The following is a 15,720-nucleotide window of genomic DNA, read 5'->3' on the forward strand; positions in this document are numbered from 1 at the left end:
AGACGGTTTAACTCAGTAGCTGGACAGCAATTGTTGGAATTCCTCTCAGCAGTCAGGGTTATCGCTGATAGGTTTCAGAAACCGGGGTTCGGGCAGGGCGTTGTGGCAGTTCGAAGTACCTAGCAGTTCGAAGTAAGTACCTCGCAGTAAGCAGTAAGTACCTAGCAGTAAGCACCTAGCAGTGACGAGTACCTGATGGGCAGTACCGCAGTTGAGTGCGCAGTACCCGCAGCACCAGCAGCACCACCTCGGAATAGCAGTACCTAGCAGTTGCAGCACCCCTGGTAGTAGAAGCACCCTAGCAGTAGCTTCACCTCACCTCGAAGTTGCAGTAGACGGGCCCTGCCTCTTCCCTGGGTAGGGCCCTTCGCTTTACTGCGTGCATGGCGCCCCGCTCAACCCAGTTGCTCGAGCCGTTCGTTGGACGCTCCGTCCGACGATGCCACCACGACACAATCGCGACCCAAGGCCTTTGCCGTATAAAGCGCAGCATCGGCTCGCGCCAGGACACGTGCGAGCGTATCTCCGGCGCCGAATTCATCCACACCTGCGCTGAACGTATAAGGCGTTTGACCGCAGGGGCGTGCCGCGATCGCCGCGCGCAAACTATTGGTCAATTGCAAGGCTTGCGCCTCGCGCGTTGCCGGAAACAGCAATGCGAACTCCTCGCCACCGAGACGACCGAAGAGGTCGCCGGGGCGCAGCGAGCGCGACACTGTCGAGGCGAAATGCACCAACGCCCGATCGCCGGCCGCATGACCGTAGCGATCATTGACCGCTTTGAAGTTGTCGAGATCCACTATCGCCAGGGCAAGCGGCGCACCGCTCGCATGCGCCGCCGCGACCGACGCCTCCGCCCGCTCCATGAACGCGCGCCGAATAAGCGTTCCAGTGAGTTCATCGATCGTCGCCAACCGCTCCATGCGTTCGGCCAGCCGATCGTGCGCCAGCATGACCATCGCAATCGACAAGAACGGAAAGCTCAGGATGCCGAGGCCCAAAAACGCAATGTTCAGAGGAGAGGGATCGAGAAAGACCACTTGATGATTCCATCCGACACCGTAGGCGATCGAACGGGCCACGTGCAGCAGCGCTCCGGCGAATGCGGCAATCGCGAGAAAGTAGTAGCTGTATTTCGGGCGCTGCGGCGGCCGATATCGCAACGCTGCCCACCCTATCGCAGCGCGCACATAGGCGAAGTAAGCCGAGCTGACGACTACGCTGTCATCGGGGCTGGGTTTGACGTAAATGAAGTAGAGCACCGCGAGGTAGACAGCGACGGACGCTGCGTACTCGATGGCCGATGCCCGCGGCCTTCCGAAAAACTCGCGCACGCCTTCCAGAATGAGCAAGCTCGCGAACAAGAACAGGCAGTGCGCTACGGACAAGCCGAGCCACAGCGGCACACGCGGGCCTACCAGCACCAGCAAGATCGCAACGGAAAAGATGCCGTAGGCTGCACACCAGCGCGGCACGCCGCGCACGTTCGCGCGCAGCAGCGAGCCAAGCACGGCGGCGCTCATCACGCACGACATGAGCGCAATGCCGAGAAGCGCGACAGTGCTGGGCATGGTTGAAAATCGCTTTCTTCTGAATTAATGGGCATGGGGTAAGACAGCCCCGTGCGTAGCCACGGCCAGCTCCCCGTAATGCGGCATATCGTAACGCACTCCGCGGGACTGACTGAATATGTGTTGCGAAGCAACACATATCGTGTGCGGCGCGGTGTCGCGTGACGCACCATGAAAAGCCTCATTCCGTGTGCGCGCCGAGGGCCGTGGCGACAGGCGCGCTTGCTTCGAATTTCGCTCTGCGCGTCGAAAAGAATGTCCGGACGTTGCGCACGTTGGACGCCTGCGTAAAGAGCCGTCGCGCAAATTCATCATATGAACGCACGCCCGGCAACTCGACGATCACGATGAAGTCGGGCCCGGGCGACACGCGATAACACTGCGTCACGGCCGGCTCCGCACACACATATCCCTCGAATGCGTCGAAATCCTCGGCCGCCTGACGATCGAGACTGACCTCGATGACAGCCGTGACCATCGGCGCGATCTTCGAAAGATCGACGACGGCGATTTCACGCGCGATGAGCCCCGCTTCCTTGAGCTTGCGGACTCGACGCAAACAGGTAGGCGCCGATGCGAGCGCCCTTTGCGCCAGATCGAGGTTCGATAGCGAGGCATCGGTTTGCAGAATCGCCAAGATCCGCAGGTCGAGATCGTCCAGTTCGAATTCCGGCATGCCAAGCCCCTTCGTTGCGACCTTAAGTGAAATTTAATTTCATATTCAATTTTACTTCATCATCTATTTCATTCGCACGTATTTTTTGAAATAACATTTCACAAGCTTACCCATACGATGGCCGCCATGGACCCGCGATACGGGTCGTCCAATGGAGAAACGAAAAATGTGCGGAATCGTCGGTGCAGTCGCCCAACGCAACGTCTTGCCTACTTTGATCGATGGATTGAAGCGGCTCGAGTACCGCGGCTACGACTCCTGCGGCGTTGTCGTCTACCAGGATCGCCAGCTTGCAAGGGCACGCAGCGTCGCGCGCGTTGCCGCACTGCAAGCCGACGTCGCCGCGCTCGGGTTGTCCGGCTACACGGGCATCGCGCACACGCGCTGGGCAACGCATGGCGCACCCGTGACGACGAACGCTCATCCGCACTTCTCCCCGAGCAATGAGAACGCACGCATTGCGCTCTCGCACAACGGGATCATCGAGAATTGCGATGCTTTGCGCGCCGAGCTCGAACAGCATGGCTATGCATTCGCAAGTCAAACGGACAGCGAAACGATCGTTCATCTGATCGACCATCTTTACGACGGGGACTTGTTCGAAGCGGTCAAGGGGGCGACGCAAAGGCTGCGCGGCAGCTATGCGATCGCCGTCATCTGTCGCGACGAGCCGCACCGCATCGTCGGCGCACGTGAAGGCATGCCGCTCGTGGTCGGCGTAGGCGATGGCGAAAACTTCCTGGCTTCCGATGCCATTGCGCTGTCGAACGAAACGGATCGAATCGTCTACCTCGAAGACGGCGACGTCGTCGACGTTCAACTGCATCGCTACTGGGTGGTCGATCGCGAAGGCCGTCGCGTCGAGCGCGCCGCGCACACCGTTGCCGCCCACAGTGCGGCGGCGGAACTCGGTGGCTATCGCTACTACATGCAGAAAGAGATCTTCGAGCAGCCGCAAGCAGTGGCCGATACGTTGCTCGACGTCAACGCGATCATGCCCGAGCTTTTCGGGGACAACGCTTGGCGCGTACTGAACGCCGTCGATTCCGTCCTGCTGCTTGCGTGCGGCGGCAGCTATCACGCCGCACTGACCGCGAAGTATTGGATCGAGAGCCTGGCGGGGTTGCCGACCAGCGTGGAGATCGCGAGCGAGTATCGCTACCGCGACAGCGTCGCGAATCCGCGCACGCTCGTCGTCGCCGTATCGCAAAGCGGGGAAACGGCGGATGTGTTGGGCGCCGTGCAAGTCGCCAAGCGCCTAGGCATGTCGAATACGCTCGCCATTTGCAACGTCCCGACGAGCGCGCTCGTGCGCGACTGCGCACTCAACTTCATGACGCGGGCGGGCATCGAAATCGGCGTGGCGTCGACCAAGGCATTCACGACGCAACTCGTCGCACTGTTCCTGTTGACGTTGACCTTGGCGCAGATTCGAGGACGCCTGACCGACGAAGACGAACGCAAGCATTTGCATGCGCTGCGGCATCTGCCCGATGCAATGGGCAAAGTACTGGCGCTGGAGCCGCAAATCATGGCGTGGTCGGAAACATTGACGCGCAAAGAAAACATCTTGTTCCTCGGCCGCGGCATGCACTATCCGATCGCGCTAGAAGGCGCGCTCAAAATGAAAGAGATTTCGTACATTCACGCGGAGGCCTATGCAGCCGGCGAACTCAAGCACGGACCGCTTGCGCTCGTCAGCGATGAGATGCCTGTCGTTGCAGTCGCACCCAACGATCGGCTGCTGGAAAAGTTGCGATCCAACATGCATGAAGTCAGCGCGCGCAACGGACGGCTTTTCGTATTCGCCGACGTCGACTGCGGATTGACGCCGAGCCCAGGCGTCAGCGTGATTCGGCTCAATGAGTACTATGGGCCGCTGTCGCCGATCTTGCATACGCTCCCCATGCAGTTGCTAGCATTTCATGCGGCGCTGGCGAGAGGGACGGATATCGATAAGCCTAGGAATCTGGCTAAATCGGTGACGGTGGAGTGAGAGGGGACCAGGGCAGCACACGCCATCATGCCATCACGCCATTGCACAAGGATGCGACGAGGACGTGGTCTACCTCGATCCCGTATCGAAAGCAACCGGCGTTCTTGCCTGTGGCCTTGACGAATTCTTCAAATCGGGGGAGCGGTCGAATGCCAAGCACCAAGCCTTTAAGCCAAAAATTTGCCTTCTGGGCGGGTTATCTCTACTTCTTCGGTGGGTTCGCCTATCTGATCTATACGGTAGCCACAAAATCTGGGCTCTACGAAATTGTCATCGGCTGGCAAGCGCGCCAATTCGGCTACTCCAACTCGTTCCTCGCTTTTTTGCCGGGTTGCTTTCTCTTTCTGCTCTCGATTTTTATTCTGCAGAAGTTACTGCCAAAGCGCTCACCCGTCATCGAATCCATAAGGGCCGGTATCGATGCGTCATTGTCCCGCCCTCCGAGAGGCCCGGGACTCGCGGCCGTACTGGAAGCACTCCCTCCCGAACGTCGCCAAGTGATCTTCCACCGCCTGCACATTGGATCACTCGTTTTCACTGCAATCGGGGTAATCATTTGCGCCCTTGTCGAGATCATCGGGTCGCAGGGCGCCGGCGCTGCGATTCCCGCCTACACCATCGAACAACTCACCGCCGCCGCCCCTGATACGCTACCGACCTACATCCGAATCACTGGCACCGTACCCAAGCCCGACCTCGCCTTTGCAAACAATTACAGAATCCGCTCGACGGACTACACCGACTATTACATCCCTCGTGTCAGCCCGGGCTGGACATCTAGCCATACGGTTACGATTGTGGAAGAGGATCGGAGTTTCCCCGGCGAGGCGCCAGGTACGGAATTCGGCATGCTGCCCGAGGGTAGCGCCGACCCGCAAGGCACGTTGACGATCAATGGCCTCGATAGTTGGATGCCGGCTCAAATCGCGAAAAGTGGGTGGTATCCAACGAACCCTGTTTTCGTCATCACGGAGAATGCGGGTCTTCACGGTGTGGTTCCCGGTCCCGATCAAAGTAATTTATTTTTCGCACTTCCGTTTTTCGCAATTGCAGCGATACTGTTTGTTCACTCGCTCTACCTGCAGGCTCGTTTTAAACGACGAGACCGATAAAGGTTCTGTCTCTCGCAACCGTGTCATCCCACGTTCTGCTCCACCCGTTCAAGGAATGAGTTGGGATGAACGCGAGCCTGGGCAATGCGTCGCATGGATCGCGTCAGCCAGGCTGGCCTGATATCGACACCGCAGCTATCCCGACACGTGGCGATAAAGCTTGATCACGGCCGAAAAATCCAGACGACCATGACCGGCCGCACTGGTGGCCTGATAGAGTTGCTGCGCCAGTGCCCCGAGAAAAACGGACTGCTTGGCGTGCTTCGCCGCGTCGGTGGCCAGCCCCAAATCCTTGAGCATCAGATCCGTACCGAAGCCCCCCGCATACTCTTTCGACGAAGGCGCCGCCGGGATCACACCCGGATACGGGTTATACGCCTCTGAACTCCAGCACCGGCCAGTCGACGTATTCATGATGTCGGCCAGCGTGTTCGGATCGATGCCCAGCGCAACGCCCAGGGACATCGCCTCCGATACGCCCGCCATCGTGATCCCCAGCACGAGGTTGTTGCAGATCTTGGCGACCTGCCCCGTCCCTACGTCGCCGCAGTGCACGATGTTCTTGCCCATTGCCTCGAGCACAGGCTTCACCTTCTCGAACGCCGCGCCGGTGCCGCCCACCATGAACGTCAACGTTCCTGCGGCCGCGCCGCCCGTCCCTCCCGAGACGGGCGCATCGACAAAGAGATTGCCTTGCTTCTGCGCGAGCACGGCGAACTCTCTCACGCTAGCGGGATCGATCGTGCTCGAGTCGACGATCGGCACGCCTTTCGATATGCCGGCCAACACGCCGTCCGCCCCCATCAACACGCCACGCACGTGAGCCGCCGCGGGCAACATCGTGACGACGAACTCCGCGTCCGCCACGGTGGCACGAGGTGACGCACCGGATTTCGCGCCGGCGTCGACCAGCAAACGGACTGCATGCTCGTTGAGGTCATACACCGATAGCGCATGCCCTGCCCTGAGCAGGTTGAGCGCCATGGGCGAACCCATGTTTCCTAGACCGATAAATGCAATTCTCACCATTTCCCCGGGAAGTCAGTCGTACAGATCAACGAAGGCTGATCGTGGTGTTCACACCGTCGTTGACGGTCGCGTCGTCGAACCACCGCGCCGTTACTGTCTTCGTCTGCGTATAAAACTGGACCACCTGCTTCCCGTAGGGGCCGAGGTCGCCAAGCTTCGATCCGCGCGAGCCCGTGAAGCTGAAATACGGCACGGGCACCGGAATCGGAATGTTGATCCCCACCTGGCCGACGTCGATTTCGCTCTGGAACTTGCGCGCCGCTGCTCCGCTTTGCGTGAACAGGCCGACTCCATTGCCGAACGGGTTGCGATTGACCAATGCGATCGCCTCGTCGAGCGTGTCGACGTGCACGACCACAAGAACCGGACCGAAGATTTCGGTCGTGTAGATCTGCATGTCGGTCCTGACGTCCGTGAAGATGGTGGGCCCGATGAAATTACCCTTCTCGTAGCCCGCCACCACGACATTGCGGCCGTCCAGCGCCAAGGTCGCGCCTTCTTTCACGCCCTGTTCGATGAGGCCCAGCACCCGCTCCTTTGCAGCGCGCGAGACGACCGGCCCGACATCGGTGTTCGGTTCCTTACCCGCATTGACCTTGAGCGTCTTCGCTTTCTCGACCAGTGCCGGCAACCAGCTCGACGAAGCACCGACGAGCACGACCACGGACGTGGCCATGCACCGTTGACCGGCGGCGCCGAAACTCGCGCCCACGAGTGCATTGAGCGTGTGCTCCCTGTTTGCATCGGGCAACACCACTGCGTGGTTCTTAGCGCCCATCATCGACTGAACGCGTTTGCCGTGTTCGCTACCCAGCCGGTATACATGTGTGCCTACGGCCGTCGATCCGACAAAGGAAATCGCCTTGACCTGCTCATGCGTACACAGCGCGTCCACAACCGCCTTGCCGCCATGCACCACGTTGAGCACGCCCTTCGGAATACCCGCCTGCAAGGCAAGCTCGACGAGTTGCATCGTCGAAAGAGGATCCTGCTCGGAAGGCTTCAGAACGAACGTATTGCCGCAAACGATCGCCATGGGGAACATCCACAGCGGAATCATTGCCGGAAAATTGAACGGCGTAATGCCGGCACACACGCCGATGGGCTGCCGCAACGTGTAGGTGTCCACGCCGCCGGCAACGTTCTCGGCGAATGCGCCTTGCTGGAGCGTTCCGATGGAAGCCGCATGCTCGACCACTTCGAGCCCGCGAAAGACGTCACCCTCCGCATCGGGAATGGTTTTCCCCTGCTCCGCGCTCAGCGTCGCGGCAATACGAGGCATATGCTCGCGGATCAACGCCTGAAGCTTGAGCATGATGCGCACACGCGCACCGATCGGCGTGTTTCGCCAAGACGCAAACGCCGCATGCGCTGCCTGAACGGCCGCATTCACTTCATCCGTTGTCGCGAACGGCACATGCGCCAGCACTTCCTGCGTTGCCGGGTTGATCACTTCCCGCCATTCACGGGTTTTCGAATCGACGAACTCACCGTTGATCAACAGTTTGACCTGATGCACAACGGCGTTTGCTTCCTTCGTGACTGCATTCATGTTTTGCGTTCTCTCAGCGTACAGCGGCACAACAGCGTTGATGCCGAACAATGGAACCTGCATTCGATACTTCGGTTCGCGCCGGCAGGCATCCCACCGAAACACGGCAACTCATTCGTGACTCACTCGCATCGCGAACGTGCATGCAAGGGCGATGAGTCCGAGCACGACCATATAAGCGACGACGTACCGGGGACTGCCCCCCGCGGCGGCCAGCAGCGCTGTCGCGATCATCGGCGCAATGCCGCCGCCCAGAACGCCGGCAACCTGAACGGAGACGGAAATGCCGCTGTATCGGACCTCGGCGGGAAACTGTGCCGCGAACAGTTGCGACTCGGGCGCATAGAGAATCGGAAACACGACGCCCACGCCCAGTACCATCGCCCACCAGATAGTCGAAGGATCGCGTGTGGCCAGCATCGAGAAGAACGGCGAGGTAAAAAGACACATGATCACCAAGCCGATGATGAAGAGCCGCTTCTGCCCTACCTTATCGCTGATATAGCCTGCCAGAGGCATCGTTGCGATCGACAGCACCGCGCCTGCCGTGATGGCATGCAAGAGTTGCGCTTTGGGAATCTTGAGTTGGTTCGCCGCATAAGCCAGCCCGAATGCGACCACGAGGTAGAACCAGGTATTCTCTGCCGCGCGCGCGCCGATGATCAGCAGCAACGTACGCGGCTGCCGCATGATGACGTCGAGCACCGGCGCTTTCACCGGCGCACTCTCGCGCTTCATGCGTTCGAAGTCTGGAGACTCCGGCACCCGTGCACGAATCACCCATCCAATGAGAACAAGCAGAATGCTGGCGAGAAACGGGACTCGCCATCCCCATGAAAGAAGGTCGGCGCTCGGCAATACGGCAACGGCCGCCATCGCGAGCGACGAGAGGATCAAGCCAAATCCCACCCCCGTCTGAGGTAGGCTTCCAAAGAACCCTCTCTTCCCGGCCGGCGCGTGCTCCACCGCCATCAATACGGCGCCACCCCATTCGCCTCCCACCGCCATGCCCTGCAGAAACCGCATCGCCACGAGCGTTGCAGCAGCCCAATAGCCGATGCTCTGGTACGACGGTATCAAGCCGATGGCCATACTCGGCAGACCCATCATGAGCAGCGTCGCCATCAGCATCGACTTGCGCCCGATGCGATCGCCGAAGTGGCCGCACAGAATGCCGCCCAGCGGTCGGCCAATGAAACCGACACCATACGTTGCGAACGCGGCAAGCGTACCGAGAATCGGATCGAGCGTCGGGAAGAAGACCTTGTTGAAGACCAGCGCGGCCGCAGTCCCGTAGAGAAAGAAGTCGTACCACTCGATCGTCGTTCCGGCCATGCTCGCCCAGCCGGCGAGAATGTAGTGCCGCGCCGATCTTCGCACTGGCGCTGCGAAGGGTGTCGCTTCGTTCGAAGCAGAACCGATGTCCATGTCGTCTCCTGATTTTTTGTCCGATGCAGATGCATCGTTATTTGCGTTCGCCCGGTGTTTGACCCAGGCTTGAGGCGGAGTATATTTCTTCGAATATCCACGGAGAATGCTCTAAAAAGCCCATCTGTTATGCAAAAACACACAACGCAGACACAGAGCCTGAATTGGGATGACTTGCGCTATTTCCTGGCTGTGGCGCGGACGCAGACGGCAAGCGCCGCCGCGAAGCGGCTCGACGTTGATCACACCACGGTCGCGCGCAGGATCCGCGAGCTCGAAGCGTCCCTCAACACGGTCCTGTTCGAGAAATCGCGATCCGGCGGTTTTGCGCTGACCTCGGAGGGTCTTCGTCTGCTCGCTTACGCAGATACCGTTGAAACCACGATCCAATCGGCCAGTGAACAGATCACGGGAGGAGCGCATTCGCTCGCGGGCCAGGTCCGCGTCGGGTCGACCGAAGGCTTCGGTTCATTTTTTTTGGCGCCTCAACTGACACGTTTCGCAAGGGCTCACCCGGACATCTCGATCGACCTGCTGCCGGTTCCTCACTTCGTGAATCTGTCCAAGCGCGAAGCCGACATCGCCATTCTTCTCGAGCGCCCCGAACGAGGGCAATTCGTGTCCACCAAGCTCGGCGACTACAGGCTCAGGCTGTATGGCACGCCCGATTACCTGCGCGAACATCCGACAATCGAACGGCTGCCCGACCTGCGCAGTCACGCGTTCCTGAACTACGTTACCGATCTGGTGTTCAGTCCGGAGCTTCTATATCTGGAACGCGCCGTTCCCGGCGCCAAGGCCAATTTCTGCAGTACGAGCATCGTTGCCCAATATCATGCGGCGCTGCAGGGCACGGCGCTCGCCATCCTGCCCTGCTTCATGGCCGCGTCGGACCCACGGCTGGTTGCCGTGCGTCCGGACGAGGTATCGGTGACGCGACACTTCTGGCTGTGCTGTCGCGAGGATCTGCGAAAGCTACGACGCATCTCGGCGCTATGGGAGTACCTGCGCGAGGCCGCCGATATCAATCGAGATTTATTGATGGGCGATTCCACCGCGATGTTTTTTCCGCCCGCCTGATCGGCCTGATATCGCGTTGATCGTGAATGCCCGACTCGCTCACGCCGCGGACGTCAGCAATGAGGTCAACCCCGGAAACAAACCGATCAGCGCCAACACCATCGCCATGATGAACACATACGGCAAGGTGCCGAGTACGATGCGCCGCAGCGGAACATCCGGCGCGACACTGCGCACGACGAACAGATTGAGCCCCACCGGCGGATGGATCAGCGCCATTTCCATATTGATCACGACCACCACGCCGAACCAGATCAGATTCCAGTGATACGCCTGCACGACCGGCACCAGCACGGGCATCGTCACGACGATGATGGCGATGGTCTCCATGAAGCAGCCGAGAAAGATCAGCAATAAGTTGATGCTGACGAACAGCACCCACGGTTCGACATGCGCGCCGGCCACAGCATGCGTGAGCGAAGCGGCAACCTCGCTCGTCGTCATCACGTAGCCGAACACGATGGCCGACGAGATCACCGCGAGGATCATCACGCTGCTCTGCGCGGCATCGACGAGGATTTTGCGAAATTTCTGCCATGTCAGTTCTCGGTACACCGCACCCGCGAGAATCAGGCTCGCGATGATGCCGAGCGACGCGGCTTCCTGCGGCGTCGCGAGGCCGCGATACAGCGAGCCGAGAATAATCGCGATCAGCAACGCAAATGGCCCGATGTCCTTGAGCGCGACAATGCGTGCCTTCAGCGACGCACGCGCTCGCGTGCGCTGCGGCTCACGGCGATCACCGCGGCGTAGTGCCATCGCGATCTGGAACACACCGAATGCGGCGGCCATGATCGCGCCCGGCACGAGCGTCGCGACGAACAGCTTGCCGATCGATTGCTCTGCGATCACGCTGTAGACGATCAGCGGAATACTCGGCGGCAGCAGAATACCGAGCGTGCCGCCCGCTGCCACGGAGCCGCACGCCTGTCCCTCCGGCACGCCGTGCCGGCGCATTTCGGACACCGCGAACCCGCCCACGGCCGCCGCCGTTGCCACGCTCGACCCGGAGACGGCAGCCATCACGCCGCATGCGAGTGTAGTCGCCACCGCAAGGCCGCCGGGCACGCCGTCGAGGATGGTCGCCATCGCGCCGTAAAGGCGCGCGCCCATGCCCGAGGCCGATACGATCGCACCCATGAACATGAACATGGGCACCGAAGTGAGCGTGAACGAGGCCACCGAGCCCCAATAGCTGCTCGCGATCAGGTTGAGCGCGTCCCAGCCGCCGCCGGTCACGAACAGCGACGTAAGCGCGACGAACAGCAACGCGAAAGCAATCGGGACTCCGCACGACAGTACTGCAAGCAGCCCGCCAAACATGCCGGCGCCGATGAAAAACTGGTTCACTTCTCACTCCCGAGTGCGAGTTCGTCGGCCGGATTGCACGATACGTTAGGCACGCTCGATGCACGCTCCTCACACGCGAACAGGATCGATGCGAGGCGCACCAGTTGGGCGATCACGAGCATCACCGTGCCGGCGACGAGGCACAGATAGGGAATCCATAGCGGCAACGAGAACATGCCCCAAGAGCGCTCGCCGCTGGTCCACGCGTCCCACCAGAAGTCCACGGCGAGCCGTGCGATCACCAAGGCCACCACCGTAACGATCAAGGTCGATACGAACGTCAGTGCACGGCGCGGCCCTTCCTTCAACCAATGGCCAGCCACGTCCACGTGTAGATGCCGAGACTTCCAGGCGAGCGCGGCGCTGCCGACGAAAGTCATATACGCCATCAGATAGGTCGTTACTTCCGTCACCCATACGTCGGAGAGACGCAGCACGTCGCGCGCGAGCACGCCGTACGAGATGGTCGCGACGGTCGCGAGCACGGTCATCCCAACCGACAGCTCGACGCCACGAAAAAACGCGTCGAGCACACGCGTACAGCGCGCCAATATCCGTGCCATGCGGTGGCCCCTACTTGTAGAACGCGAGGCTTTCGTCGAGGAGCTGATTGCCGCCAGGCACCTCGGCCCTGAACTTCTGAAAGCTGACCTTCTGGAACAGTGCCTGCCACTGATTCCATTCATCGAGCGTCATCTTGTGGACTTTCGCGCCATGGCTCGCGAACAGCTTCGCCACGCGTTGATCGTCGGCCTTCGCGCCTTCGAACGCACTCTGCTCGAGACTTTGGCCGACGTCGAGCATGATTTTTTGCTGCACGCTCGTGAGCTTGTTCCAGGTCTTCATGCTGATCGCGATCGGCACGATCGTATAGTAAATGCCGTAGTTCTCGGGCGAGTCGTAGTACTTCGACACCTCGTAGATGCGATACGAGCCGAACGTGCCGGACGAGGTCCACAGGCCGTCGAGCAAGCCGAGCTGCATGGCGCTATAGGTCTCGGACGAAGCCATCGACACCGTGCTCGCGCCCGCACCCTGCAGCGCGGCTTCCATCATCTTGCCCGCGCCGCGCACCTTCTCGCCGGCGAGATCGGCGGGCACGACGATCGGCTTGTCGCGCGAAGCCACACCGCCCGAAATCTGTATCCAGCACAGCGTCTTGAAGCCGTAGGCCTCGACCTTCTCTTCCAGTTTCTTCCAAGGTGCCGACGTGCGGAAGCGGAATACGTCCTCAGGCGTTTTCCATAGGCCCGGCAGCAGAATCAGGTTCAACTGCGCAATCGCGCCCGCGGCATAGATATAAGGGTAAAGCGCGAGATCCACGCTGCCGTTGCGCAACGCGGTATGTGTGTTCAGTGCCTTGACGAGCGATTCGGCCGGAAAGATGTCGATCTTGATCTTGCCGCCCGAGCGCTGCGTCACTTCCTGCGCGAACTTTTTCACCGTCGCCACGGCGTAGTCGTTCGGATCGTCGGGCCATTGATGGGCCAATTTCAGCGTGATCGTGTCATCGCCGCGCGCGGCCGGCAGCATGGCGCAAAATCCCATCACCACGCATGACAGCGCGAACATCAACTTCCGATACCATCTCATCGTTGTCTCCAGTCGTTTTATCTTGAGTGGGTGCTGCGTTGCTGCGTTGCTGCATGCCTTCATTCCAGCACGGCGAGACGGGCCATTGTGGCCTAAACAGCGCCTTCTGCCTTGAGCGTGTCGATCTCGTCGTCGCTCAAGCTCAGCAGGCTTCGAAGAATCTCCGCCGTGTGCGCACCCAACGCACCGCCCAGGTGACGAAGCTCCGCCGCCCCTCGCGATAATCGCGGCAGGGCCGAAGGCACGACGACTTCGCCAGCGCGATCGTCTTCGACGCAGCGGTAATCTTCTCGCGCCGCGTAATGCGGATCATCGAAGATATCGGCGATCGTCATGACCGGCCCGCACGGCACACCGGCCCTATCGCAGCGCGCCACAACCTCGGCAAGGCTCAGCGAAGCCACCCAGTTCGCAATTTCCCGATTGACGATGTCGCGCCCGACAATACGCTGCGGATTGGTTGCGAAGCGATCGGCTTCCGCCAGATCGAGCCGGCCCATCTCTTTCGCCAAACGCGCGAAGATCTTGTCGCTCGAACATGCTAGCGCGATCCATCGATCGTCCGCCGTTTTCCAGTGGCCATGCGGCACCACGTGCGGCACTTCGGTGCCGAGCCGCCCACGCACCTCGCCGAACTTCGCATAGGCCGGCACCAGTTCGTCGAGCAGCCGGAAAACGGACGCGTATAGAGGAACGTCGATGACCTGCCCTTCTCCCGTTCGCTCGGCGTCGCGCAGCGCGAGCAGCACGCCGACGGCGCCCCACAGGCCGGAAATGTAATCGGCCAGCGAAGTGGAGCCCGGCACCACCGGCGGGCCGTCCGGCATCCCCGACAAATGCGTGAGCCCGCTGAAGCCGTGTGCGACGCGTGCGAAGCCCGGCTTTTCCTTATACGGTCCCGTCTGCCCATAAGCGCTGACGCGCAGCAGCACGATGCGCGGATTCGCGGCACGCAATTGCTCGTAGCCGAGGCCCCATCGCTCCAGCGTGCCGGGCCTGAAATTTTCGAGCACGACGTTCGACGCGGCCACGAGATCGAGAAACAGCACCTTGCCCGCGGGCGTACGTAGATCCAGCGTCATAAAGCGCTTGTTGCGCGCCTCGCTGAGCCAAATCAGCGTATCGCCGCATTCGGTGGGCGTGCCGAACTTGCGCAGCGGATCGCCTTCGCGCGGCTGCTCGATCTTGATCACGTCCGCACCGAAGTCGGCCATGATCGTGCCTGCGAACGGCGCGGCGAGAAACGTCGCGATGTCCAGTACGCGCACGCCTTCGAGTGGACGCTTCGTTGTATGCATGGAAGACGCTGCATTCACGGGCGTGCCGCTCCTTGCATCGTCCGCTCGATCAGCTCCTGGCGTTTGACGATACCTTTCGCGAGCTTCAGATGGGCGAGGTCGATCAGCTTGCCGTTGTCCGAGAACGCGCCGTGCCCCGCGGCGACGTTCGCTTCGATCGCTTGCACGATCCGCCGCGCCCATGCGAGTTCGGCCTCGCCCGGTGAATAGATCTGATTGGCGATCGCGATCTGCGACGGATGGATCGCCCACTTGCCCTCGAATCCCAGCGCCGCCGAACGCAATGCGGATGCGCGATAGCCGTCGGAGTCGCCGAAGTCGGTAAACGGCCCGTCGATCGCGCGCACGCCGTTGGCTCGGCACGCGTTCACGATGCGCGCCAGCGCAAAATGCCACTGGTCGTTCCAGTGGTGCGTGCGCACGCCGTCGTTATCCGGTGCGGTCAGCACGGCATAACGTTCGCTGGGCACACCGAAGGTTTTGTCGCCAGTACGCATATCGACCGTGTAGTCGCCGACGCCGAATATCATCGCCTCCAACCGATCGGATGCCTCCGCGATCTCTTCCGCGTTGGCGACGCCGAGCGAGGTTTCTATCAGCACCTCGATGCCGACGCGCCGGGTTCGATCGTGCTCGCGCTCGATATGTGTCAGCACCTGCTCGACGAAACGCACGTCGAACGCGGAGCCTGCTTTCGGCAGCAAGATCATGTCCAAACGTGGACAATGCCTCGCCACGTCGACGAGATCGCTCAGCGCCCAGCGCGTATCGAGGCCGTTGATCCGTACGGCAAGCGTCTTGTGCCGCCAGTCGATGCCGTTGATTGCGCGGATCGCGGCCGCACGCGCATCGTCTTTCAGATGATCGGCCACCGCATCCTCGAGATCGAAGAAGATCACGTCGGCCTCGCTGTCACGCGCCTTTTCGAAGAAATGCGCCGAGGTGGCGGGTACGGCCAGTTCGCTACGTTGCAGGCATTCGCGTCGGGGCTTGATGATGGTCGCTGACATGTCGGTTTCAAATGGCTCGCGTTCG

General features: G+C 60.8%; 13 protein-coding genes. 3 read left to right on the forward strand and 10 right to left on the reverse strand.

The window, feature by feature from the left end; translation table 11 throughout:
* Positions 1-395: 395 nt before the first annotated feature.
* Both J3485_RS24580 and J3485_RS24585 read right to left on the reverse strand, forming a co-directional pair.
* Complete coding sequence (locus tag J3485_RS24580; RefSeq protein ID WP_206956933.1) at positions 396-1,571, reverse strand: GGDEF domain-containing protein; 1,176 nt, start codon at positions 1,569-1,571, stop codon at positions 396-398.
* A gap of 181 nt (positions 1,572-1,752) precedes the next feature.
* Positions 1,753-2,247, reverse strand: a complete 495-nt coding sequence (locus tag J3485_RS24585) for an Lrp/AsnC family transcriptional regulator (RefSeq protein ID WP_206956934.1) — start codon at positions 2,245-2,247, stop codon at positions 1,753-1,755.
* Positions 2,248-2,413: 166 nt separating this feature from the next.
* On the opposite strand from J3485_RS24585, the gene glmS reads away from it, so the two are divergent.
* Both glmS and J3485_RS24595 read left to right on the forward strand, forming a co-directional pair.
* Positions 2,414-4,243 carry a glutamine--fructose-6-phosphate transaminase (isomerizing) gene (glmS, locus tag J3485_RS24590; RefSeq protein WP_206956935.1) on the forward strand — a complete coding sequence of 610 codons (1,830 nt, stop codon included), beginning with the start codon at positions 2,414-2,416 and terminating at the stop codon, positions 4,241-4,243.
* A gap of 149 nt (positions 4,244-4,392) precedes the next feature.
* Complete coding sequence (locus J3485_RS24595) at positions 4,393-5,355, forward strand: hypothetical protein (protein WP_206956936.1); 963 nt, start codon at positions 4,393-4,395, stop codon at positions 5,353-5,355.
* 135 nt (positions 5,356-5,490) lie between these two features.
* Here the strand turns inward: J3485_RS24595 and mmsB are convergent, their stop codons facing one another.
* From mmsB to J3485_RS24610, 3 genes are all read right to left on the reverse strand, one after another.
* On the reverse strand, positions 5,491-6,381 hold the full coding sequence (gene mmsB, locus J3485_RS24600) for a 3-hydroxyisobutyrate dehydrogenase (RefSeq protein WP_206958352.1): 891 nt from the start codon (positions 6,379-6,381) through the stop codon (positions 5,491-5,493).
* Positions 6,382-6,409: 28 nt separating this feature from the next.
* On the reverse strand, positions 6,410-7,936 hold the full coding sequence (locus J3485_RS24605; protein ID WP_206956937.1) for a CoA-acylating methylmalonate-semialdehyde dehydrogenase: 1,527 nt from the start codon (positions 7,934-7,936) through the stop codon (positions 6,410-6,412).
* 111 nt (positions 7,937-8,047) lie between these two features.
* Positions 8,048-9,364 carry an MFS transporter gene (locus tag J3485_RS24610; RefSeq protein WP_206956938.1) on the reverse strand — a complete coding sequence of 439 codons (1,317 nt, stop codon included), beginning with the start codon at positions 9,362-9,364 and terminating at the stop codon, positions 8,048-8,050.
* Positions 9,365-9,493: 129 nt separating this feature from the next.
* Here J3485_RS24610 and J3485_RS24615 point away from each other — a divergent pair, with 129 nt between their 5' ends.
* Positions 9,494-10,444, forward strand: coding sequence for a LysR family transcriptional regulator (locus J3485_RS24615; protein ID WP_206956939.1), 951 nt, complete (start codon positions 9,494-9,496; stop codon positions 10,442-10,444).
* Between the two features lie 39 nt (positions 10,445-10,483).
* On the opposite strand, the gene J3485_RS24620 is transcribed toward J3485_RS24615, so the two are convergent.
* The 5 genes from J3485_RS24620 to J3485_RS24640 form a co-directional block, all read right to left on the reverse strand.
* Positions 10,484-11,794, reverse strand: a complete 1,311-nt coding sequence (locus J3485_RS24620) for a TRAP transporter large permease (protein ID WP_206956940.1) — start codon at positions 11,792-11,794, stop codon at positions 10,484-10,486.
* The gene (locus tag J3485_RS24625; RefSeq protein ID WP_206956941.1) at positions 11,791-12,357 is read right to left on the reverse strand and encodes a TRAP transporter small permease; all 567 of its coding nucleotides are present in this window, start codon (positions 12,355-12,357) and stop codon (positions 11,791-11,793) included. The genes J3485_RS24620 and J3485_RS24625 overlap by 4 nt, the downstream gene beginning before the upstream one ends.
* A 10-nt stretch (positions 12,358-12,367) precedes the next feature.
* A complete protein-coding gene (gene dctP, locus J3485_RS24630) occupies positions 12,368-13,387 on the reverse strand; it encodes a TRAP transporter substrate-binding protein DctP (protein ID WP_206956942.1) in 1,020 nt (339 codons plus the stop codon).
* Positions 13,388-13,479: 92 nt separating this feature from the next.
* Positions 13,480-14,685 carry a CaiB/BaiF CoA transferase family protein gene (locus J3485_RS24635; protein WP_206956943.1) on the reverse strand — a complete coding sequence of 402 codons (1,206 nt, stop codon included), beginning with the start codon at positions 14,683-14,685 and terminating at the stop codon, positions 13,480-13,482.
* Between the two features lie 14 nt (positions 14,686-14,699).
* Positions 14,700-15,695 (reverse strand): HpcH/HpaI aldolase/citrate lyase family protein, encoded by a 996-nt coding sequence (locus tag J3485_RS24640; protein ID WP_206956944.1) that lies wholly within the window; start codon positions 15,693-15,695, stop codon positions 14,700-14,702.
* Positions 15,696-15,720: the final 25 nt, after the last annotated feature.

The sequence above is a fragment of the Trinickia acidisoli genome, from assembly GCF_017315725.1.
GTDB lineage: Bacteria > Pseudomonadota > Gammaproteobacteria > Burkholderiales > Burkholderiaceae > Trinickia > Trinickia acidisoli.

What these genes read in the sequence shown, in the direction of transcription:
- J3485_RS24585 (WP_206956934.1), bottom strand. Translation starts at nt 2,247, where the DNA reads ATGCCGGAATTCGAACTGGACGATCTCGACCTGCGGATCTTGGCGATT.
- J3485_RS24580 (WP_206956933.1), bottom strand. Translation starts at nt 1,571, where the DNA reads ATGCCCAGCACTGTCGCGCTTCTCGGCATTGCGCTCATGTCGTGCGTG.
- J3485_RS24640 (WP_206956944.1), bottom strand. Translation starts at nt 15,695, where the DNA reads ATGTCAGCGACCATCATCAAGCCCCGACGCGAATGCCTGCAACGTAGC.
- J3485_RS24625 (WP_206956941.1), bottom strand. Translation starts at nt 12,357, where the DNA reads ATGGCACGGATATTGGCGCGCTGTACGCGTGTGCTCGACGCGTTTTTT.
- J3485_RS24610 (WP_206956938.1), bottom strand. Translation starts at nt 9,364, where the DNA reads ATGGACATCGGTTCTGCTTCGAACGAAGCGACACCCTTCGCAGCGCCA.
- J3485_RS24595 (WP_206956936.1), top strand. Translation starts at nt 4,393, where the DNA reads ATGCCAAGCACCAAGCCTTTAAGCCAAAAATTTGCCTTCTGGGCGGGT.
- J3485_RS24615 (WP_206956939.1), top strand. Translation starts at nt 9,494, where the DNA reads ATGCAAAAACACACAACGCAGACACAGAGCCTGAATTGGGATGACTTG.
- glmS (WP_206956935.1), top strand. Translation starts at nt 2,414, where the DNA reads ATGTGCGGAATCGTCGGTGCAGTCGCCCAACGCAACGTCTTGCCTACT.
- dctP (WP_206956942.1), bottom strand. Translation starts at nt 13,387, where the DNA reads ATGAGATGGTATCGGAAGTTGATGTTCGCGCTGTCATGCGTGGTGATG.
- J3485_RS24605 (WP_206956937.1), bottom strand. Translation starts at nt 7,936, where the DNA reads ATGAATGCAGTCACGAAGGAAGCAAACGCCGTTGTGCATCAGGTCAAA.
- J3485_RS24635 (WP_206956943.1), bottom strand. Translation starts at nt 14,685, where the DNA reads ATGCATACAACGAAGCGTCCACTCGAAGGCGTGCGCGTACTGGACATC.